The organism is Streptococcus infantis, from assembly GCF_018499575.1.
GTDB lineage: Bacteria > Bacillota > Bacilli > Lactobacillales > Streptococcaceae > Streptococcus > Streptococcus infantis_K.
This window is the reverse complement of sequence record NZ_JAHDAP010000001.1, coordinates 551940-570745: the sequence shown is the minus strand read 5'-3', so window position 1 is coordinate 570745 and position 18806 is coordinate 551940. Positions and strand designations below refer to the sequence as shown.

Genomic DNA, 18806 nt, shown 5'->3' with positions numbered 1-18806 from the left:
CGTTTACTTATGAGTTGTTTAGTGATACAATAAAAAAGATAAAAACATCACAAGGATACAGAAAAAAGCAATTTTAATGATGACATTTGGTTCACCAGAAGAGATTACCTTTGAAGGTGTAGCTGATTTTTTCACAAATATTCGTCGTGGAGTGAGACCTCAAGACCACGAAATTCAAACACTCTATAACAATTATGTACGAATTGGAGGAACTCCTCTGCAAAAAATTACCTGTGAAGAGGTTGCCTTGGTAGAAGCTAGATTAGGACATGAATATAGTGTCTATTTTGCTAATAAATTTTCTAGACCCTTTATTCCAGATGTGATTGACCAGATGGAAGCAGATGGTATTGAGCAGTGTATTTGCTTGATTTTGGAGCCCCATTATTCTTTTTACTCTGTTATGGGCTATGAGAAATTTTTAGAAAGCAAACAAATTCAGTTTTTAGTTATTAAGGACTGGTATCAAGAAGCAGCGCTCTTAAACTATTGGGCGGATGAAATTACTAAGATTTTAAATGAAGAAGTAAAGCAGGATAGCTTTAAAGTCATCTTTTCTGCCCACAGTGTGCCCATTTTTGCCTTAGATTTTGGTGATCCCTATATCGATCAAATTTTTGAAAATAGCAAGTTAATTGCGAAGAAATTAGACTTGGATCCAGAGCAATATACCAACACTTGGCAGAGCGAAAGTGATATTGGTATTCCGTGGATTAAGCCAGATGTTTTGGAGTATCTCAGAGAACAGAAAGAACATCCAAATCATTATATTTTTGTACCTATTAGTTTTATCAGTGAGCACATTGAAGTCTTGTTTGACAACGATGTGGAATGTTATGAATTGTGTCAGGAATTGGGGGTGAACTACCATCGTCCACCAATGCCAAATACAGATTCTCGTTTAATTGATGCCTTGGTTAATACTGTCCGAGCTAACGAACATAAAGAATTTAGAGAATTCTTCCCAGAAGAAGAGACCTTTGATGAATTAGTTCCTTCGGAGGAAACTAAGAATATTCTAGATGAATCACAAGACTTACAAATGCCAGAATTTGTTAAAAAATTGATTGAGAAAAAAGGTCGTGAAAATGTCAAGATGCCTTATTTAATCAAAAAAATGCTTGAAAAAGCTGGGAAATTACCCAAAGACTAAGTGAAAATAGGAAAGAACTAGTAATACTCTTCGAAAATCAGATTCAAACCGCGTCAACGTCGCCTTTTCGTATATATGTTACTGACTTCGTCAGTTCTATCTACAACCTCAAAGCAGTGCTTTGAGCAACCTGCGGCTAGTTTCCTAGTTTGCTCTTTGATTTTCATTGAGTATAAGGTTTGTTTCAGCTATCTGCTAAGGTAGGATCTAATTTAGAAATTGTAAGAAAAATAGAGTGGGACAGAAATCGGTAATTCGTTAGAATTCGATTTCGTTGTCCCACCTCCGCACAGTTGAGTAGGGCTGTAAAAGCTGATGCAATCAGCGTAGTAGAGCCCACTCAACCACTGCGTCTTGCTCGACAATCCAAAGACAATTGGGAGGCTAGGACTTTTGTCCCAACCTCTTTTTAGGTGACTAGCATTTTTTGACCTAGTTTTTTCTTATTTACCTAAACAGAATTGACTAAACAACTGGGTAATCAGCTCATCTGGCGCTGCATCACCAGTAATTTCTCCAAGAATTTCCCAGGTACGGGTCAAATCAACCTGAAGAAGGTCAACTGGCATACCCAGTTCAAGACCTTCGTTAACTGCTTGTAAGCTTTCAACAGCCTTTTCGATTAATGAAATATGACGGGCGTTGGATAGATAGGTAGCATCTTGTTCGACCAAGCCAGCATTTTCAAAGAAGAGGTTATTGATGCGCTCTTCAATCTTATCAATGTTTTGATTTTTGAGGACTGAAATACGGATAATATCTTCTGGAAGTTCTTCAGTTTCGATGGCCTCTGGTAGGTCAGTTTTATTCAGTAGGATAATACGGTTGGTATCTTTGCTGATTTCAAGAAGTTGTCGGTCTTGAGTGGTCAGAGGTTCACTAGCATTTAACACCAGTAGAACCAAGTCAGCTTCCTTGAGGGCTTTCTTGGAGCGTTCAACACCGATCTGTTCTACTATATCATCCGTTTCACGTATACCTGCAGTATCAATCAATTTCAGTGGGACACCGTTGATATTGACGTATTCTTCAATGACGTCACGGGTAGTCCCAGCAATATCAGTTACAATGGCCTTATCTTCACGCAGGAGGTTGTTGAGCAGGCTTGATTTCCCAACGTTTGGGCGACCAATAATAGCCGTTGAAATCCCTTCACGCAGAATTTTACCACGACGGGCTGTCTTTAGAAGATTGGTCAAGAGTTGTTCGAATTCTAAGGTCTTTTCACGAACAACAGCAGTAGTGGCTTCCTCCACATCGTCATACTCAGGGTAATCGATATTCACCTCAACCTGAGCCAAGGTATTGAGGATTTCCTGGCGAGTATTGTTAATGAGGTCAGACAGGGAACCGTCTAGTTGTTTAACAGCAATGTTCATGGCCTTGTCTGTCTTAGCACGGATGATGTCCATAACAGCTTCAGCCTGAGTCAAGTCCACACGACCATTGAGGAAGGCACGTTTAGTAAACTCACCCGGCTCTGCCATACGTGCCCCTTCACGGATAGCTAGTTGGAGGATCTCATTGGTTACGGCAATCCCACCGTGGGTGTTAATCTCGATAATATCCTCACGAGTGAAGGTCTTAGGAGACCTCATAGCACCTACCATTACCTCGTCCATAACCTTACCAGTTATAGGGTCAACAATGTGGCCGTAGTTCAGTGTGTGGCTGGCGACCTGACTTAAGTCTTTGCCTTTAAAAATCTTTTGCGCAATAGCAAAACTGTCTGCTCCGCTTAGGCGGACAATACCTATAGCCCCTTCACCAAGCGGTGTCGAGATTGCGGCAATGGTATCAAATTCTCGAGTAATCATTTTATTTCCTTTAAATTTTATTCGTTTGTTTTTATAGACTAATATCTCTTTAAATTGTAACAAAATATAGTGTTTTATTCAATGAATGTCACTTATTAAGAAAAGCCTAAGCGTATTGCTTAAGCTTTATTTAGTGCGCATTTCACCTTGCGGGAAATAAGTTCCTTCTGGCATATCGTTGATGATGACATGAACGGCAGATTGTGGTGCGCCAGTGTTGCGAACCACAGCTTCAGTTACTTCCTTGGCTAGAGCTTTCTTTTGCTCTAGCGTACGTCCTTCAAATAAATCGATGCGTACAAATGGCATGATAATTTCCTCCACTCACTAAATGATTTCTTTTATTTTACCACATTTTGCCGTTTAAAGCTTTTGGAAAATATGGTATACTAGAATGTAGCAAAAAATTAGAAATGGACGTGAAATAGAAGCATGGCACAGTTGTATTATCGTTATGGGACTATGAACTCTGGAAAGACCATTGAGATTCTTAAGGTAGCCTATAACTATGAGGAGCAAGGAAAGGGAGTTGTTATCATGACTTCAGCTCTGGATACAAGAGATGGTGTAGGCTATGTTTCAAGTCGAATTGGTATGAAGCGACCAGCCCTTGCTATCGAAGATGATACAGATATTTATGGTTTGATTCGAGATTTGGAATTTAAACCCTACTGTGTTTTGGTCGATGAAGCCCAGTTTCTGAAGCGTCATCATGTTTATGATTTGGCTCGTATCGTCGATGAGTTAGACATACCTGTTATGGCATTTGGTCTGAAAAATGACTTTCGTAATGAACTTTTTGAAGGTTCAAAACATCTGTTGTTACTAGCAGACAAGATTGATGAGATTAAAACCATCTGTCAGTATTGTAAGAAAAAGGCGACCATGGTACTACGAACACTGGATGGGAAGCCTACTTATGAAGGTGATCAAATCCAGATAGGTGGTAATGAAACCTATATCTCGGTATGTCGTAAACATTATTTTGCCCCTGAAATCAATAAGGAGAATGAGTAAGAATGAATATCTATGATCAACTACAAGCTGTAGAAGACCGTTATGAAGAGTTGGGAGAATTGCTGAGCGACCCTGATGTGGTCTCTGATACCAAGCGTTTCATGGAGCTTTCAAAAGAAGAAGCTTCAACTCGTGATACCGTAACTGCCTACCGTGAATACAAACAAGTCCTCCAAAACATTGTTGATGCTGAAGAAATGATTAAAGAGTCTGGCGGAGATGCTGACTTGGAAGAAATGGCCAAGCAAGAACTCAAGGATGCTAAGGCTGAAAAAGAAGAGTATGAAGAAAAACTGAAAATCTTGCTCCTTCCTAAAGATCCAAACGATGACAAGAACATCATCCTTGAAATCCGTGGAGCAGCTGGTGGAGATGAGGCTGCACTTTTCGCTGGCGACCTTCTAACCATGTACCAAAAGTATGCTGAATCTCAAGGCTGGCGCTTTGAAGTCATGGAGGCTTCTATGAATGGTGTCGGTGGCTTCAAAGAAGTGGTTGCTATGGTGTCAGGTCAGTCTGTATTCTCAAAACTCAAGTATGAGTCAGGAGCCCACCGTGTGCAACGTGTCCCTGTGACAGAAAGCCAAGGCCGTGTGCATACCTCAACAGCGACAGTTCTTGTCATGCCTGAAGTAGAAGAAGTAGAATACGATATCGATCCAAAAGATCTTCGTGTTGATATCTATCACGCGTCTGGTGCTGGTGGACAGAACGTCAACAAGGTTGCGACTGCCGTTCGTATCGTTCACTTGCCAACCAATATCAAGGTTGAGATGCAGGAAGAACGTACCCAACAGAAAAACCGTGAGAAGGCTATGAAGATTATTCGTGCGCGTGTTGCTGACCACTTTGCACAGATTGCCCAAGATGAGCAAGACGCTGAGCGTAAGTCAACTATCGGTACAGGTGATCGTTCAGAACGTATCCGTACTTATAACTTCCCACAAAACCGTGTCACAGACCACCGTATTGGTTTGACTCTACAAAAGCTTGATACAATTCTAGCTGGTAAATTGGATGAAGTTGTAGATGCCTTGGTTCTTTATGACCAAACACAAAAATTGGAAGAATTAAATAAATAATGAAATTAGCTCAAATGTTTAAAGATTTTGAGGAAAAGTTAGTAGCAAAAGGAGAGGAAGCAGAAAGCCTCTCCTTTGTCTATCGTAGCCTAAAAAATCTATCTTTTACAGACTTCGTTTTTGCCCTCCAACAAGAAGTCACAGAGGAAGAAAAACAATTTGTGGAGGAAATTTACACGAAACTGGCAGCACATATACCTGCCCAGTACATCATTGGTTCTGCTGAATTCTTTGGGATGCAGTTAAAGGTGGATGAGCGAGTCTTGATTCCTCGCCCAGAGACAGAAGAGTTGGTAGAACTGATTTTGGCTGAAAATCCTGAGATGAATCTTTCAGTACTTGATATTGGGACAGGGAGCGGAGCGATTGCCCTTGCTCTAGCTAAAAATAGACCAGATTGGTTGGTTACAGCTGCAGATATTTCTCAGGATGCTTTAGAATTAGCAATGGAAAATGCTAAGGCTCAAAATCAAAATCTCTCTTTTATCAAATCAGACTGTTTCTCCGAAATTTCTTCAAAATATGATATAATTGTATCCAATCCACCATACATTTCTCGTGAAGCTCAAGAAGAAGTTGGCTTGAATGTGTTGCATTCAGAACCACACTTGGCACTTTTTGCTGACGAGGATGGCCTAGCTATCTACCGTAGAATCGCGGAAGACTCCAAGGACTATCTAAATGATGGTGGTAAGATTTATCTTGAAATTGGCTACAAACAAGGTCAAAGTGTGCCCGCTCTCTTTATGGAAAATCTTCCAGAGAAACGAGTTCGAACGCTCAAAGACCAATTTGGCCAAGATAGGATGGTAGTCATTGATGATGGAGAAAATTAAGCAAGAGTTGGAACTAGGTAGAGCTGTAGTTTTGCCGACTGAAACAGTTTATGGCCTCTTTGCAAAAGCGCTAGATAAAAAAGCTGTTGATCATGTCTACCAGCTTAAACGTCGTCCAAGAGATAAGGCACTCAATCTCAATGTCGCTAGTTTAGACGATATCTTGAACTTTTCTAAGAATCAGCCACCTTATTTACAAAAACTCGTTGAAAGTTTTTTGCCAGGCCCATTGACTATTATCCTAGAAGCTAATGACAAAGTTCCTGACTGGGTCAATTCAGGATTGATGACAGTGGGATTTCGGATGCCGAGTCATCCGGTAACTCTGGAGTTGATTCGTGAGTTTGGCCCCCTAATCGGACCTTCTGCCAATATCTCAGGCCAATCAAGTGGAGTTAGCTTTAAAGAAATTTTAAAAGACTTCGGACAAGAGGTTCTAGGAATAGAAGATGATGCTTTTTTAACAGGTCAAGATTCGACTATATTAGACCTATCTGGCGACGAGGCGAAGATTCTACGCCAAGGTTCAATTACTCGAGAAGATATTCTTGCCAAGATACCAGCATTTCCTTTTAAGGAGGTATAATATGTTACGTGCTTTGAAAGCAACAGATGTTTCATCTATTTATGAGATTAACAAAGATGCTTTAGGTTATGATTTTAGCCCTGAGGAAACGGCTAGTCAACTAGCCAAACTGTCTCAAGACTCCCATCACTTCCTACTTGGTTTTGAGGATTCAATTAGCCATGACTTACTTGGTTATGTTCATGCTGAGGTTTATGAATCCCTTTATTCAAAACCAGGTTTTAATATCCTGGCTTTAGCTGTTTTACCTCAAACACAAGGTAAAGGAATCGGTAAAACATTGCTTGAAGGATTAGAACAGGAAGCAGAAAAACGTGGCTACAAGTTTATACGTTTGAACTCTGCAGACCATCGTATAAGTGCGCATGCATTTTACGAAAAAGTTGGTTATACCTGTGATAAAATGCAGAAACGATTTATTAAATTACTAAAAGGAGAATACCTATGATTTTTGACAAAGATGATTTTAAAGCCTATGACGCGGATCTTTGGAATGCCATTGCCAAAGAAGAGGAACGCCAACAAAATAATATTGAATTAATCGCTTCAGAGAACGTAGTTTCTAAGGCTGTTATGGCTGCTCAAGGGTCTATCTTGACTAATAAATACGCCGAAGGTTACCCAGGACGTCGTTATTATGGTGGTACTGATGTAGTAGATATCGTTGAAAGTCTAGCTATTGAACGTGCAAAGGAAATCTTTGGTGCCAAGTTTGCCAATGTCCAACCTCACTCAGGAAGCCAAGCCAACTGTGCGGCTTACATGGCTTTGATTGAGCCAGGTGATACGGTCATGGGAATGGATTTGGCAGCAGGTGGACACTTGACTCACGGAGCTCCTGTAAGCTTCTCTGGTCAAACCTACAACTTTGTTTCTTATAGTGTTGATCCTGAGACTGAACTCTTGGACTTTGATGTCATCTTGAAACAAGCCCAAGAAGTAAAACCAAAACTAATTGTTGCTGGTGCTTCAGCCTATTCTCAAATTATTGATTTTTCAAAATTCCGTGAAATTGCTGATGCTGTTGGTGCTAAACTCATGGTAGATATGGCTCATATTGCCGGCTTGGTTGCTGCTGGTCTTCACCCAAGCCCGGTGCCATACGCACATATCACAACTACAACGACCCACAAAACCCTTCGTGGGCCACGCGGTGGTTTGATTTTGACCAATGATGAAGACTTAGCTAAGAAGATTAATTCTGCTATTTTCCCGGGTATCCAAGGTGGTCCTTTAGAGCATGTTGTTGCTGCTAAGGCTGTTGCCTTCAAAGAAGTCTTGGATCCAGCTTTCAAAGAATATGCTGCTAAGATCATCAAGAACAGTAAGGCTATGGCTGAAGTATTCCTGAAAGATCCTGATTTCCGTATTATCTCTGGTGGCACTGAAAACCACCTCTTCCTAGTGGATGTCACTAAGGTTGTAGAAAGTGGAAAAGTAGCTCAAAACTTGCTGGATGAAGTTAATATTACCCTAAATAAGAACTCTATCCCTTATGAAACCTTGTCACCATTTAAGACTAGTGGTATTCGTATTGGAGCGGCAGCAATTACTGCTCGTGGTTTTGGTGAAAAAGAAAGCCGTCAAGTTGCTGAACTTATTATTAAAGCCCTTAAGAATGCAGAAAACGAAGCTGTCTTAGAAGAAGTGAGAAGTGCAGTCAAATCCTTGACAGATGCCTTCCCATTATACGAGGACTAATATTTTATGGATATTTATATCAAGAAAGCCATCATCCATCAGTTCAGCCTTGATGACACAGAGTTGTTCCTAGCGGATAAGTTTCTCAATATCACTCCAAAAATAGAGGAATACTTGCGTAAAAAAGTGGAGCGTGTGTATTCGGACGATGCCAAAACTGGAATTTTTGAAGAAGATAATCCATTTTTCAACAATATCACAGAAGATCTAATGGCAACATCTGTGACAATAGCAAACCTTTGGAAAGAAGAATTTTCTGTATCTGAAAATCAAAAGACAAATGATTTAGTCTTTGTCCTGTTTTCAAAAGAAGGAGTCGAACATTTTGCTTTTCTTAGAATTGCATTGCGTGAGACCTTGACGCACTTAGGTGGCGAAGTTGATAATCCAATTAAGTTGACGCAGAATAACCTTCCGGGGTTTGGAACTGGAGCTGATGAAGCCCTAGTAGTTAACCTTCAAAACCGTAAATACCACTTGATTGAAAAACGGATCAAGTACAACGGAGCTTTTTTAAACTATTTTTCTGAGAATCTTATTCAAGCACAACCAAAGATTTCACCTAAGAAGTCAATCAAGGAACTGGAAAAAACTGCTCAGAAAATTGCGGAAACTTTTAATGCGGATGATTTTCAATTTCAATCAAAAGTAAAATCTGCGATTTTCAACAATCTTGAGGAAAACAATGAGCTCTCTCCAGAAAAATTAGCCAATGATCTCTTTGATAATAATCTAACAGCTCGTCTCAGTTTTATTGACCAGGTCAAAGAGTCGGTGCCAGAGCCAGTTCAGTTTGATGAGATTGATGCCAGTCGTCAGTTGAAGAGATTTGAAAATCAGAAACTTTCCTTGTCAAACGGAATTGAACTAATCGTACCAAACAATGTCTATCAAGATGCAGAATCCGTTGAGTTCATCCAAAACGATAATGGAACCTATTCTATCTTAATCAAAAACATCGAGGATATTCAAAATAAATAATGTTTAAACTTATACGAAGAGTGCTGGTGCTAGCAGTCTTCCTTTTCGCTGGATACAAAGCCTATCTCATTCGTCAGGATGTCAAACAAGTTATGACCTACCAACCCATGGTACGTGAAATCTTGAATGAAAGAGATACTCCAGCAAACGAAGAGCTTGTGCTCGCCATGATCTATACAGAAACCAAAGGTAAAGAAGGAGACGTGATGCAGTCTAGTGAGTCTGCTAGCGGTTCTACTGATACCATTAACGATAACGCTAGTAGTATTCGTCAAGGTGTTCAAACTTTGACAGATAATCTCTATCTAGCTCAAGAAAAAGGAGTGGATGTCTGGACAGCCATTCAAGCTTATAACTTTGGGCCTGCTTATATTGATTTTATCTCCCAAAATGGGAAGAAAAATACGATTGCTCTAGCTAAGCAATACTCAAGAGATACAGTTGCGCCGACCTTAGGGAATACAACAGGGAAAACCTATAGCTACATCAATCCCATTTCTATCTTTCAGGGCGGAGAACTCTATGTCGATGGGGGAAACTATTATTACTCTAGACAGGTTCAACTAAATCTCTATATTATGAAAATTTTTAATCTATTTTAAGCATCTAGAATTTCTAGATGCTTTTATAAGTTTTCTTTAAGGATACTTTAATATGCTAGAGTAGAAAAGGAGGAACGTCTCATGCGAAAGAAATTCTTTCTGACGAGTGCTGCAGTTCTTTTGGCGGTTGCAACACTGCAAAGTGCCCAGGCAGCTACTGATGTTCAAAAAGTAATTGATGAAACCTATGTTCAACCTGAGTATGTCTTGGGTTCTTCACTAACAGAAGATCAAAAAAATCAAACACTTAAAAAACTTGGCTATAATGCCTCTAAAGATACTAAAGACTTGAAGACCATGACACCCGATGTCTACTCAAAAATTATGAATGTGGCCAACGATTCTAGTCTTCAACTTTATTCATCAGCAAAAATTCAAAAATTAGGAGATAAATCTCCACTTGAAGTCAAGATTGAAACACCTGAAAATATCACAAAAGTGACCCAAGACATGTACCGTAATGCGGCTGTTACTTTGGGTGTCGAACACGCGCGAATCACAGTTGCAGCTCCAATTCCAGTTACTGGGGAAAGTGCCCTAGCAGGTATTTACTATTCCCTTGAGTCAAATGGTGTAAAATTACCTCAAGAGAATAAAGACTTAGCTCAAGAAGAGCTCAAGGCCTTGTCAGACATTAACGATGAAAACAAGGACAAATCAGGCTTCGATGCCAATAAGCTGAATGTAGCTCTTGCCGATATCAAGGCAGCAGTTGCTAAGGCTAAAGAGTCTAAAGGTGAACTTACAGAAGATGATGTTCGTAAAATTGTCGAAGATACTTTGAAGAACTACAAACTGGATCAAGTTGTTACAGGAAACCAGGTCAACGTCATCATCAACTTTGCCTTTAATCTTTCTAAAAGTGATATTCTTAACAACGAAGACTTTACAAAGACTTTAAAAGATTTGAAACAAAGTATCGTTGCGCAAGCTGGTGACAGTTTCAGCAATATCGACCTTAACTTTGACGCCAATAAAGCTATTCAAGATGGAGGAAACATCCTCAGCTCTATTTGGCAAGCCATTCTTGATTTCTTCAAGAGTTTTGGTGCTTAGGTTAATTCATGGTATAATAGATGGTAACAGGATTGTTGCCGTCTTTTTTTGTCGGCTCATAGAAAGTGAAGAATATGTTAAAGAAAAATGATATTGTAGAAGTTGAGATTGTGGATTTGACTCATGAAGGAGCAGGTGTTGCAAAGATTGATGGCTTGGTCTTTTTTGTAGAGAATGCTCTGCCGACTGAAAAAATCCTCATGCGTGTCCTTAAAGTTAATAAAAAGGTTGGTTTTGGTAAGGTCGAGGAATACCTTCTTCAATCTCCACATCGTAATCAAGACTTAGATTTGGCTTACTTACGTTCAGGGATTGCTGACTTGGGGCATCTAGCTTATCCAGAGCAACTCAAGTTTAAAACCAAGCAAGTGAAAGACAGTCTTTATAAGATTGCTGGTATCAGGGATGTAGAGGTTGCTGATACTCTTGGTATGGAAAATCCGATCAAGTATCGCAACAAGGCCCAGGTTCCTGTTCGCCGAGTAAATGGTGTTTTAGAAACTGGCTTTTTCCGTAAAAATTCTCATGACCTTATGCCCTTGGAAGATTTTTACATTCAGGATCCAGTTATTGACCAGGTCATACTTGCACTGCGTGATTTGCTTCGTCGTTATGACTTGAAGCCATTTGATGAGAAAGAACAGTCAGGCTTGATTCGTAACCTTGTTGTACGTCGCGGACATCATTCAGGTCAAATCATGGTTGTTTTGGTGACAACTCGTCCTAATATTTTCCGGGTTGAACAATTGATTGAACAACTGGTCAAGCAATTTCCAGAAATTGTGTCTGTCATGCAGAACATCAATGACCAAAACACCAATGCGATTTTCGGGAAAGAATGGCGTACACTTTATGGTCAAGATTACATTACTGATCAAATGTTGGGCAATGATTTCCAAATCTCTGGACCGGCATTTTACCAGGTCAATACAGAAATGGCGGAGAAACTCTATCAAACAGCCATTGACTTTGCGGAGTTAAAAGAAGATGATGTGGTGATCGATGCCTATTCAGGAATCGGAACCATTGGACTATCTGTCGCTAAACATGTCAAGGAAGTTTATGGCGTAGAAGTCATCCCCGAAGCAGTGGAGAATAGCCAGAAGAATGCTAGTATAAACGGCATCACCAATGCCCACTATGTCTGTGATACAGCAGAAAATGCTATGAAGAATTGGCTCAAGGAAGGTATCCAACCAACCGTTATTTTAGTCGATCCACCACGCAAGGGCTTAACCGAAAGCTTTATCAAAGCAAGCGCCCAAACAGGAGCTGACCGCATCGCCTATATCTCCTGTAACGTCGCCACCATGGCGCGTGATATCAAACTCTACCAAGAGTTGGGCTATGAATTGAAGAAAGTCCAGCCGGTTGACCTATTTCCGCAAACGCATCATGTTGAGGCGGTATCACTACTTGTACGAGCTACATAGTAGCGAAGTAGAAGTAGATGCTCCGCCCATGGGATAGGACTCGTAGAATGAGGAGGGGCACCGACGCGATGATACGGTAAGTCCGAACCGCTGAGTGCGTGGCTCTACTCTTCCGATCTGAGACAGTCGAAAAGTAGAAGGGGATGGTATTGGTATCAATCAATGAGTAACAAAGTAACAGCATGATTCGTAACATTTGCTTGTAATTCGCGGAGGAACATCAATATGGATGGAATAACAAAAGATTCTATAAAAACGGCTAAATTAATGAAACAATTATGGCCCCAATTGACCGATAAAGAAGCTATTGATGAAGTAAAGAGATATACGAATGGCAAAAATACTGCAATCTTTACTGAAGTTGAAGGTGACACAATTATAGGTCTAGCACTATGTTCACTCAGATTTGATTATGTTGAAGGTTGTAAATATAGTCCTGTTGGATTCTTAGAAGGGATTATTGTCGACGAGGAATATCGTTTAAAGGATATTGCTAAAAATCTCTGTACAAAATGTGAGGAATGGGCGAAAAATAAAGGATGTAAGGAATTTGCAAGTGACTGTACTTTAACGAATACCGATTCTATAAAATTTCATCTCAATATTGGATTTCAGGAGGCAAATAGAATTATCCATTTTAAGAAAGAATTATAATTTCAGAACGTGGTCAACACTTATGTATTTTTTAGAAAGTGTGAAAGATTGGACGAACAAATTTTTTTAATGGGTGGAAATCCGCCGATAAAGAACCATACGATTGTTAATAAAATTGTGTCATCAAGGAAGATTGGAAGAATTGTTATTTTAACAGTTTTTCGAGATAATTGGCAACCCTATATGAAAAAGTACACGGAAGTTTTCCAAAGTCAATTTCCTAATCTAAACACTGATTACTTACTTTTGGACTCTGAGCAGATTGATTTTGATAGCTATTTAGATGCTGATCTAATTATCATTGGTGGTGGAAATACGGAAAAATATATAGCTACTTACGTCAATCAGGAGTTCAAAAATTATATCGATCACATGATTAATAAAGGGGCGAAAGTTATAGGTTTTTCTGCAGGAGCCCTATTATTAGGAGAAAAAGTCTATGTCTCACCTAATGATAATTCAGATCATCAGATAAAGATAAAAAATGGATTAGGAATCTTTAGTCAGTTTTTAATTAGTGTCCATTATGATTCATGGAATGATAAAGCAAATAAGGATATAGCTGAAGGACTTGTTGATGTTCCCATAATTCCACTAAATGATCATTCATGTCTTATATTGAATAAACTTGGAAATATTATAGAGAAAATTGACTAGTTTTTATCATGCGAATCTGAATCTATGAAACTAAAGTATTGACGAAATGAATAATGAAAAGCCTTGAATGTAAGGCTTTTTTTGTGTTTTTATGATAGAATATAGGTAGTTATAATCAAGACCAACTAATAAGCAGTAACAAATATTACATTTAAAATAATCAAGATATGGAGATGGAATGACAGAAATTGATAAAAGGAATTTAAAAAATTATCTTTATATTACATTTGGAATTACTTATATAGCTTGGGGGCTTCTTACCATAATTACGCAATCTCATATTTTGGGATTAGAAACGATTATAGGGAGATCTTTACATATAGTAGGTGCACTCGGACCAGCTATTGCAAGTGTGTTTTATTTGAAAAGTAATAATATAAAATTTAAACATTTTTTATTTAATAAGAGAGAAAATAGTAGTATTTATTTCATAATTCATATGTTAGCAATTTCGATACTATTTTCTGTATCTTCCTTAGAATTAAATGGAGTATCCATTTATCTAATGCCACTATTCTTTATTCAATTAATTTTTTTCGGTGGTGGACATGAAGAACTAGGATGGAGAGGGATATTACAACCGTTACTTGATAAAAAATATACTTATTGGCAATCTAATTTGATTGTAGGAGCAATTTGGGGAATTTGGCATCTACCTTTATGGTTTATAGTTGGAGAAAGTCATCAAGGATTTCCTTATATTTTATTTTTTATATATACATTATTTTTAAGTTTTGTTTTAGGGCTTCTTTACCGTCAAACGAAATCTGTGGGGTACTGTATATTCTTTCATGCGTTCGCAAATTTGTTAAATCTCTATTTTGTGTTAAAAATTAATGTTATTTTTATTATCATTTTTATTGCTTATTTAATTTATACGATATTGGCTAGTAATAGAATTAGTAAGGAAAAGAATTTGTATCCAAAATAACTGGACATACTCTAGAAAATGAAAATGATTTTGTTTAAGGTAATAAAGTAGAAATAACGAACATTTATATGAAAGGTTTAGAGTAAACATGAGTCTCTTATTTGAAGAATTTAAAACCATTTGTTTCCATTTAAATCGAGTCGGAATTACACCGACACTGATGGGGTCTTTGGGATTGGAGTTTAGAACGAAAGAAAATTGGGGGCCGTCTGACATTGACATTCATGTGCCTGGTGACCCTAGAGGTTGGGAAGCACCTGATCATCTCAGAATTTATGACTGGGACAAGATAATGAAAGTGATGAAAGACTTAGGCTACGTCTTAATAGATATTCATGAGCATGAATTCCAAAAGGATGGTCTGAGCGTTGAATTCGGAAGTATTGATTCTTTACCTGATTTTGCAGGAGTTTCGGAATTGGATATAGAGCTGATTCATCTCGATGACATCACTTTTCGTCTTCCAAGCTTGGAACAGTTTTTAAGTATTTACAAGGCTTCTTCCCAAGATTCTTATCGAAATGAACAAAATAACAATAAGGATTTTAAAAAGATAGAGTGGCTGGAAAGACATTTGTAAATTATCATATGAAAAGTAGTAAGTTGTAAAACTGGCTGCTATGTTATTTTTATTATCATTTTTGTTGGTTATTTAATTTATACGATATTGGCTAGTAATAGAATTTGTAAGGAAAAGGATTTTAAATTATAGAATGGATGATGTTTCTTTTGGAAGAAGTGATCAACTTTCCGTTCCACAGTATCATTTTAAAATGTTTTTAATTGCCTTTTGTTTATTAGTATAAAAGCAGAATATTACCACATTGTGAGACAATTGTGTTTATGTCAAGTGTTGTACCTATTGCTTAATTAATGTATTGAAATGAAAGGATTTCTAGCAAGTAAATTGAAGTTACTAGGAGGGCAAAATGTGTAATGTTGATTTGGAAAAGCACCTTGATAGAATTGGGATAGCTTATGAAACGAGTGCCTTTACAGACGGTATTCGACCGGAGTCAGAGGAGGATATAAAAAAGTTTGAAGCAAATTATGCCTTCATACCAGCAGAGTACCGCTGGCTGCTACTTAACCTAGGTGGTTGCTATTTGGTAGAACCATGGATTTTTAACTTGAAGGAGTTGGAGGAAAATTATACATACTTTGAAAAGGCATACGAGGAGTATATGAGTGAATGTGAACACGGCCCGGTGTTTCCTATCGGAGGTTTAGGTGATGGAAGCATCGTATTTATAGACCTGAAAAGCGGTAAGGTTCGTGGATATAACAATGACTATGTTGACCTTGAGGAAATTGCGGAGAACTTTTCGGAACTTGTTTTAGATTTAGTAGAACAGGTAGAAAGCTTTTCTTGATACAATATATTCTATAGGGAGTATGTATTAAATGTTGCATCTACAATATGATTAAGATATGGAATATATTAAGAAGGTAATTGATCGAAAAGAGTAATATGAATGTAGGAATTAGTGACATTTATCATAAGTGTGATAAAACCAATATTTGGACTGAAGAAGCAAATGATAGAGTGAAAAACAGTATGGTGGCAGGATAGACTTAGTTTGATAGATTCTAGTTTAGCGTAAAATATGTACAACGGTCATTATATAGATTTGGATTTAATAAAGAGGTTCACAATGAGATTGTTTGATAAGTTAAAATTGAATTAAAATGCTATAGTATTAGTTGTTATATACAACTTAGAATTTGACGAGGTGTAGATTATGGCTTCAAGTAAAGAATATTTAGATTTCGTTTTAGAACAATTGTCCGAGTTGGAAGAAATATCATATAGAGCAATGATGGGTGAATATATAATTTATTATCGAGGGAAAATCATGGGTGGAATTTATGATGATAGATTTTTAGTGAAGCCTGTCAAATCTGCAATATCGTATATGCCGAATGTAGAATACGAATTGCCGTATGAAGGTGCAAAGGAAATGCTATTGGTAGATGATGTTGACAACAAAGAATATTTAACCGGCTTATTTAATTCAATGTATGATGAGTTACCTGCATCAAAACCAAAGAAAAAGAAATAATAAAATCTCAGTTTGTCGAGGTAATCCCTTTTTACGATAACCTTTGCTATTGTTAAAAGGGATGTGGATATGTTCTCTATGACTGAGGATGTTGAGCCGGTATTACTGCTTCTTCAAACTCATTGAACGAGGAAAAATAGCTAGTGAAAGTCCTACAGGAAGGAGTTGAAATATGAAATTCCATGAATTTGGGGATGAGAATTTACCTCCTATCATACTGATACACGGTGGTGGTAGTTCTTGGTGGAATTATCTTCGTCAAGCACGAATCTTGTCAAAAGAATACCGTATTATTCTACCCACTTTAAATGGCCACGGAGAGGAATATCAACTTGATTATGTTTCTACTGAAGATTCTGCTTTGGAGATTCTAGACTATATCAAAGCAAATTGTGGTGGAAAATTGTTTGCAATCGGTGGTGTTTCACTTGGTGGGCAAATTGCTATGGAGCTTTTGTCAATAGACAGCAATATAGCTGAGAAAGCCATCATAGACGGAAGCCTCTGTATTCCTCAACCAGGGTTGGCTAAAATCAGCATCTTTCTAATACGTTTATTTGGTAAACTGATGTTTAGTAAATTCTCTTGTAAACTCCAGTTAGGCATGATGAACAAAATTTATCCTAAACTCGCTTATCCAGAGGAAATAAAAGATTATTATTTAGAGGATCTACCAAGGACTCCTATCAAAACATTAGTGACCATTTACAAAACCTATATGGGGCGTTACAAACTGAAGGATACGATTTCTGATAGCAAGGCGCAGGTTCTGTATATTTATGGTGAAAAAGAATTGAACTGTGTGAAAGCATCAGCGAAATTATTTCAGCAGCTCCATCCAAACACGATCTTGTATGAAGCAAAGGGTTATAATCATGGCTATTTGTCAGCTTACCTGCCTCAAGAGTGGCTTGATTTGGTTGAGCCATTTTTAAAGTGCGAATCATTGGAAATGTGTATTGAATCTGATATGTAACAAGGAGGAATCTTATGCTAGGAGCAATAGTTGGAGATATTGTAGGTTCTGTTTATGAATGGGACAATATAAAAACGAAGGACTTTCCTTTATTTCGTGAGGACTGTTTTTTCACTGATGATACGGTTATGACCTGTGCTGTTGCTGAAGCCATTATGAATGGCGGTCAGAAGGATGACTTTATTGATGCCATGAAAAAATATGGTAGGATGTATCCCGATGCAGGTTACGGTGCTCGATTTGGTAATTGGATTGATGGCGACGATCGAGAACCTTATAATAGCTTCGGCAATGGCTCAGCTATGCGTGTTTCTCCCTGTGCTTGGGTCATGGATTGTAGTTTCTGTGCACGAACGGGAGCCTGGCCGTCCAGAAGAGCTCTTGCACAACTTTCTGCAGAGGTGACTCATAATCATCCCGAAGGGATTAAGGGAGCTATGGCGACGTCTGATGCTATCTTTATGTGTCGTTATTACTTTGGAGGTTATAGTGGCGACTATGGGGAACCAATCAATGATAACCCTACAGAATGTAAGAGACTCATCAAGGAACACATAGAGCAAGAGTATGGATATAACCTTTCTCAAACACTAGATGAAATTCGTCCTACTTATCGTTTTAATGAAACTTGCCAGAATACGGTACCTCAAGCTATCATTGCCTTTCTTGAAAGTACAGACTTCGAAGATGCTATCAGAAATGCAATCTCTCTCGGAGGTGATAGTGATACTCTCGCTGCGATAACAGGAAGTATAGCCGAAGCTGCTTATGGTATACCTGATTGGATTAAGGAAAAGGCTTGTTCCTACCTAGATGACCCTTTAAAGGATGTTCTCAGACGCTGGGAAGAGTACATTTCAGTAAACTAATAGTGCATAAAGAAAGGATTTCCCTATGGGATTTTTTGATAGATTTAAAAGGAGAAAAAATGGAAATCGGGAAAACCTATCTAGTAAAAAAAGATATTTTCAGTTTTAAAAAAGATGAACTCTGGTCCTTAGTTGACAAGGGTTATCAGGCTTATTTTGATGAACATAACTTCATATTTGTAAATGATGAGAAAGTGAAGGTATATGCTGTTTTACAAGATGGTTCAGAAGAAGATATGCATATTTACCATCATCTGGATGACTATTTTGAAGAAGTTGCTCATGAGAATTTTAAAGAAATGTAAGCTGAAAATTGAAAAAGCTTGTTTTTAATTAAACTTAGACCTAATCTATCAAATTTAAGTAAAGCAAGTTCATGTTGGGATAGACGT

At 38.1% G+C, this 18806-nt stretch carries 22 protein-coding genes; 20 read left to right on the top strand and 2 right to left on the bottom strand.

Annotated features, from left to right (window positions below):
- The first annotated feature begins 76 nt into the window (after positions 1-76).
- On the top strand, positions 77-1153 hold the full coding sequence (hemH, locus tag KJR31_RS02810; RefSeq protein WP_214261976.1) for a ferrochelatase: 1077 nt from the start codon (positions 77-79) through the stop codon (positions 1151-1153).
- 443 nt (positions 1154-1596) lie between these two features.
- On the opposite strand, the gene mnmE is transcribed toward hemH, so the two are convergent.
- Positions 1597-2970, bottom strand: a complete 1374-nt coding sequence (mnmE, locus tag KJR31_RS02805; RefSeq protein WP_214261975.1) for a tRNA uridine-5-carboxymethylaminomethyl(34) synthesis GTPase MnmE — start codon at positions 2968-2970, stop codon at positions 1597-1599.
- Between the two features lie 126 nt (positions 2971-3096).
- Positions 3097-3279, bottom strand: coding sequence for a 4-oxalocrotonate tautomerase (locus KJR31_RS02800; RefSeq protein ID WP_001117401.1), 183 nt, complete (start codon positions 3277-3279; stop codon positions 3097-3099).
- Between the two features lie 123 nt (positions 3280-3402).
- Here KJR31_RS02800 and KJR31_RS02795 point away from each other — a divergent pair, with 123 nt between their 5' ends.
- From KJR31_RS02795 to KJR31_RS02705, 19 genes are all read left to right on the top strand, one after another.
- A complete protein-coding gene (locus KJR31_RS02795; protein ID WP_214261974.1) occupies positions 3403-3987 on the top strand; it encodes a thymidine kinase in 585 nt (194 codons plus the stop codon).
- A gap of 2 nt (positions 3988-3989) precedes the next feature.
- Positions 3990-5069, top strand: a complete 1080-nt coding sequence (gene prfA / locus KJR31_RS02790; RefSeq protein ID WP_214261973.1) for a peptide chain release factor 1 — start codon at positions 3990-3992, stop codon at positions 5067-5069.
- A complete protein-coding gene (prmC, locus tag KJR31_RS02785) occupies positions 5069-5905 on the top strand; it encodes a peptide chain release factor N(5)-glutamine methyltransferase (protein WP_214261972.1) in 837 nt (278 codons plus the stop codon). The genes prfA and prmC overlap by 1 nt, the downstream gene beginning before the upstream one ends.
- Positions 5889-6491, top strand: a complete 603-nt coding sequence (locus tag KJR31_RS02780; RefSeq protein ID WP_214261971.1) for an L-threonylcarbamoyladenylate synthase — start codon at positions 5889-5891, stop codon at positions 6489-6491. The genes prmC and KJR31_RS02780 overlap by 17 nt, the downstream gene beginning before the upstream one ends.
- 1 nt (position 6492) lies before the next feature.
- On the top strand, positions 6493-6939 hold the full coding sequence (locus KJR31_RS02775) for a GNAT family N-acetyltransferase (protein WP_214261970.1): 447 nt from the start codon (positions 6493-6495) through the stop codon (positions 6937-6939).
- Positions 6936-8192 carry a serine hydroxymethyltransferase gene (gene glyA / locus KJR31_RS02770; RefSeq protein WP_214261969.1) on the top strand — a complete coding sequence of 419 codons (1257 nt, stop codon included), beginning with the start codon at positions 6936-6938 and terminating at the stop codon, positions 8190-8192. The genes KJR31_RS02775 and glyA overlap by 4 nt, the downstream gene beginning before the upstream one ends.
- Positions 8193-8198: 6 nt before the next feature.
- Positions 8199-9173 (top strand): nucleoid-associated protein, encoded by a 975-nt coding sequence (locus KJR31_RS02765; protein WP_214261968.1) that lies wholly within the window; start codon positions 8199-8201, stop codon positions 9171-9173.
- Entirely contained in the window at positions 9173-9775 is a 603-nt protein-coding gene (locus tag KJR31_RS02760; protein ID WP_214261967.1) for a lysozyme family protein, read from the top strand. Before KJR31_RS02765 ends, KJR31_RS02760 begins: the two co-directional genes overlap by 1 nt.
- An 81-nt stretch (positions 9776-9856) precedes the next feature.
- Positions 9857-10831 carry a DUF1002 domain-containing protein gene (locus KJR31_RS02755; RefSeq protein WP_214261966.1) on the top strand — a complete coding sequence of 325 codons (975 nt, stop codon included), beginning with the start codon at positions 9857-9859 and terminating at the stop codon, positions 10829-10831.
- Between the two features lie 74 nt (positions 10832-10905).
- The gene (gene rlmD / locus KJR31_RS02750) at positions 10906-12264 is read left to right on the top strand and encodes a 23S rRNA (uracil(1939)-C(5))-methyltransferase RlmD (RefSeq protein WP_214261965.1); all 1359 of its coding nucleotides are present in this window, start codon (positions 10906-10908) and stop codon (positions 12262-12264) included.
- Positions 12265-12489: 225 nt separating this feature from the next.
- A complete protein-coding gene (aac(6'), locus tag KJR31_RS02745) occupies positions 12490-12918 on the top strand; it encodes an aminoglycoside 6'-N-acetyltransferase (protein WP_214261964.1) in 429 nt (142 codons plus the stop codon).
- 48 nt (positions 12919-12966) lie between these two features.
- Positions 12967-13575 carry a Type 1 glutamine amidotransferase-like domain-containing protein gene (locus tag KJR31_RS02740; protein WP_214261963.1) on the top strand — a complete coding sequence of 203 codons (609 nt, stop codon included), beginning with the start codon at positions 12967-12969 and terminating at the stop codon, positions 13573-13575.
- Between the two features lie 178 nt (positions 13576-13753).
- Positions 13754-14506, top strand: coding sequence for a CPBP family intramembrane glutamic endopeptidase (locus tag KJR31_RS02735; RefSeq protein ID WP_214261962.1), 753 nt, complete (start codon positions 13754-13756; stop codon positions 14504-14506).
- Positions 14507-14594: 88 nt separating this feature from the next.
- Positions 14595-15086, top strand: coding sequence for a phosphoribosylanthranilate isomerase (locus KJR31_RS02730; RefSeq protein WP_214261961.1), 492 nt, complete (start codon positions 14595-14597; stop codon positions 15084-15086).
- 349 nt (positions 15087-15435) lie between these two features.
- Complete coding sequence (locus KJR31_RS02725) at positions 15436-15879, top strand: SMI1/KNR4 family protein (protein WP_214261960.1); 444 nt, start codon at positions 15436-15438, stop codon at positions 15877-15879.
- Positions 15880-16248: 369 nt separating this feature from the next.
- Positions 16249-16569, top strand: coding sequence for a TfoX/Sxy family protein (locus tag KJR31_RS02720; protein WP_214261959.1), 321 nt, complete (start codon positions 16249-16251; stop codon positions 16567-16569).
- Positions 16570-16741: 172 nt separating this feature from the next.
- Positions 16742-17545 (top strand): alpha/beta fold hydrolase, encoded by an 804-nt coding sequence (locus tag KJR31_RS02715; protein ID WP_214261958.1) that lies wholly within the window; start codon positions 16742-16744, stop codon positions 17543-17545.
- 14 nt (positions 17546-17559) lie between these two features.
- Entirely contained in the window at positions 17560-18414 is an 855-nt protein-coding gene (locus KJR31_RS02710) for an ADP-ribosylglycohydrolase family protein (protein ID WP_214261957.1), read from the top strand.
- A gap of 59 nt (positions 18415-18473) precedes the next feature.
- A complete protein-coding gene (locus tag KJR31_RS02705; RefSeq protein ID WP_214261956.1) occupies positions 18474-18719 on the top strand; it encodes a phosphohydrolase in 246 nt (81 codons plus the stop codon).
- Positions 18720-18806 lie beyond the last annotated feature (87 nt).

Bases quoted from the DNA above. Each gene is read 5' to 3' on its own strand.
- hemH (WP_214261976.1), top strand. From the start codon at position 77: ATGATGACATTTGGTTCACCAGAAGAGATTACCTTTGAAGGTGTAGCT.
- KJR31_RS02710 (WP_214261957.1), top strand. From the start codon at position 17,560: ATGCTAGGAGCAATAGTTGGAGATATTGTAGGTTCTGTTTATGAATGG.
- mnmE (WP_214261975.1), bottom strand. From the start codon at position 2,970: ATGATTACTCGAGAATTTGATACCATTGCCGCAATCTCGACACCGCTT.
- KJR31_RS02795 (WP_214261974.1), top strand. From the start codon at position 3,403: ATGGCACAGTTGTATTATCGTTATGGGACTATGAACTCTGGAAAGACC.
- KJR31_RS02720 (WP_214261959.1), top strand. From the start codon at position 16,249: ATGGCTTCAAGTAAAGAATATTTAGATTTCGTTTTAGAACAATTGTCC.
- KJR31_RS02800 (WP_001117401.1), bottom strand. From the start codon at position 3,279: ATGCCATTTGTACGCATCGATTTATTTGAAGGACGTACGCTAGAGCAA.
- glyA (WP_214261969.1), top strand. From the start codon at position 6,936: ATGATTTTTGACAAAGATGATTTTAAAGCCTATGACGCGGATCTTTGG.
- KJR31_RS02765 (WP_214261968.1), top strand. From the start codon at position 8,199: ATGGATATTTATATCAAGAAAGCCATCATCCATCAGTTCAGCCTTGAT.
- prfA (WP_214261973.1), top strand. From the start codon at position 3,990: ATGAATATCTATGATCAACTACAAGCTGTAGAAGACCGTTATGAAGAG.
- KJR31_RS02730 (WP_214261961.1), top strand. From the start codon at position 14,595: ATGAGTCTCTTATTTGAAGAATTTAAAACCATTTGTTTCCATTTAAAT.
- KJR31_RS02715 (WP_214261958.1), top strand. From the start codon at position 16,742: ATGAAATTCCATGAATTTGGGGATGAGAATTTACCTCCTATCATACTG.
- KJR31_RS02780 (WP_214261971.1), top strand. From the start codon at position 5,889: ATGATGGAGAAAATTAAGCAAGAGTTGGAACTAGGTAGAGCTGTAGTT.
- KJR31_RS02775 (WP_214261970.1), top strand. From the start codon at position 6,493: ATGTTACGTGCTTTGAAAGCAACAGATGTTTCATCTATTTATGAGATT.
- KJR31_RS02760 (WP_214261967.1), top strand. From the start codon at position 9,173: ATGTTTAAACTTATACGAAGAGTGCTGGTGCTAGCAGTCTTCCTTTTC.
- KJR31_RS02755 (WP_214261966.1), top strand. From the start codon at position 9,857: ATGCGAAAGAAATTCTTTCTGACGAGTGCTGCAGTTCTTTTGGCGGTT.
- prmC (WP_214261972.1), top strand. From the start codon at position 5,069: ATGAAATTAGCTCAAATGTTTAAAGATTTTGAGGAAAAGTTAGTAGCA.
- KJR31_RS02735 (WP_214261962.1), top strand. From the start codon at position 13,754: ATGACAGAAATTGATAAAAGGAATTTAAAAAATTATCTTTATATTACA.
- KJR31_RS02725 (WP_214261960.1), top strand. From the start codon at position 15,436: ATGTGTAATGTTGATTTGGAAAAGCACCTTGATAGAATTGGGATAGCT.
- KJR31_RS02705 (WP_214261956.1), top strand. From the start codon at position 18,474: ATGGAAATCGGGAAAACCTATCTAGTAAAAAAAGATATTTTCAGTTTT.
- rlmD (WP_214261965.1), top strand. From the start codon at position 10,906: ATGTTAAAGAAAAATGATATTGTAGAAGTTGAGATTGTGGATTTGACT.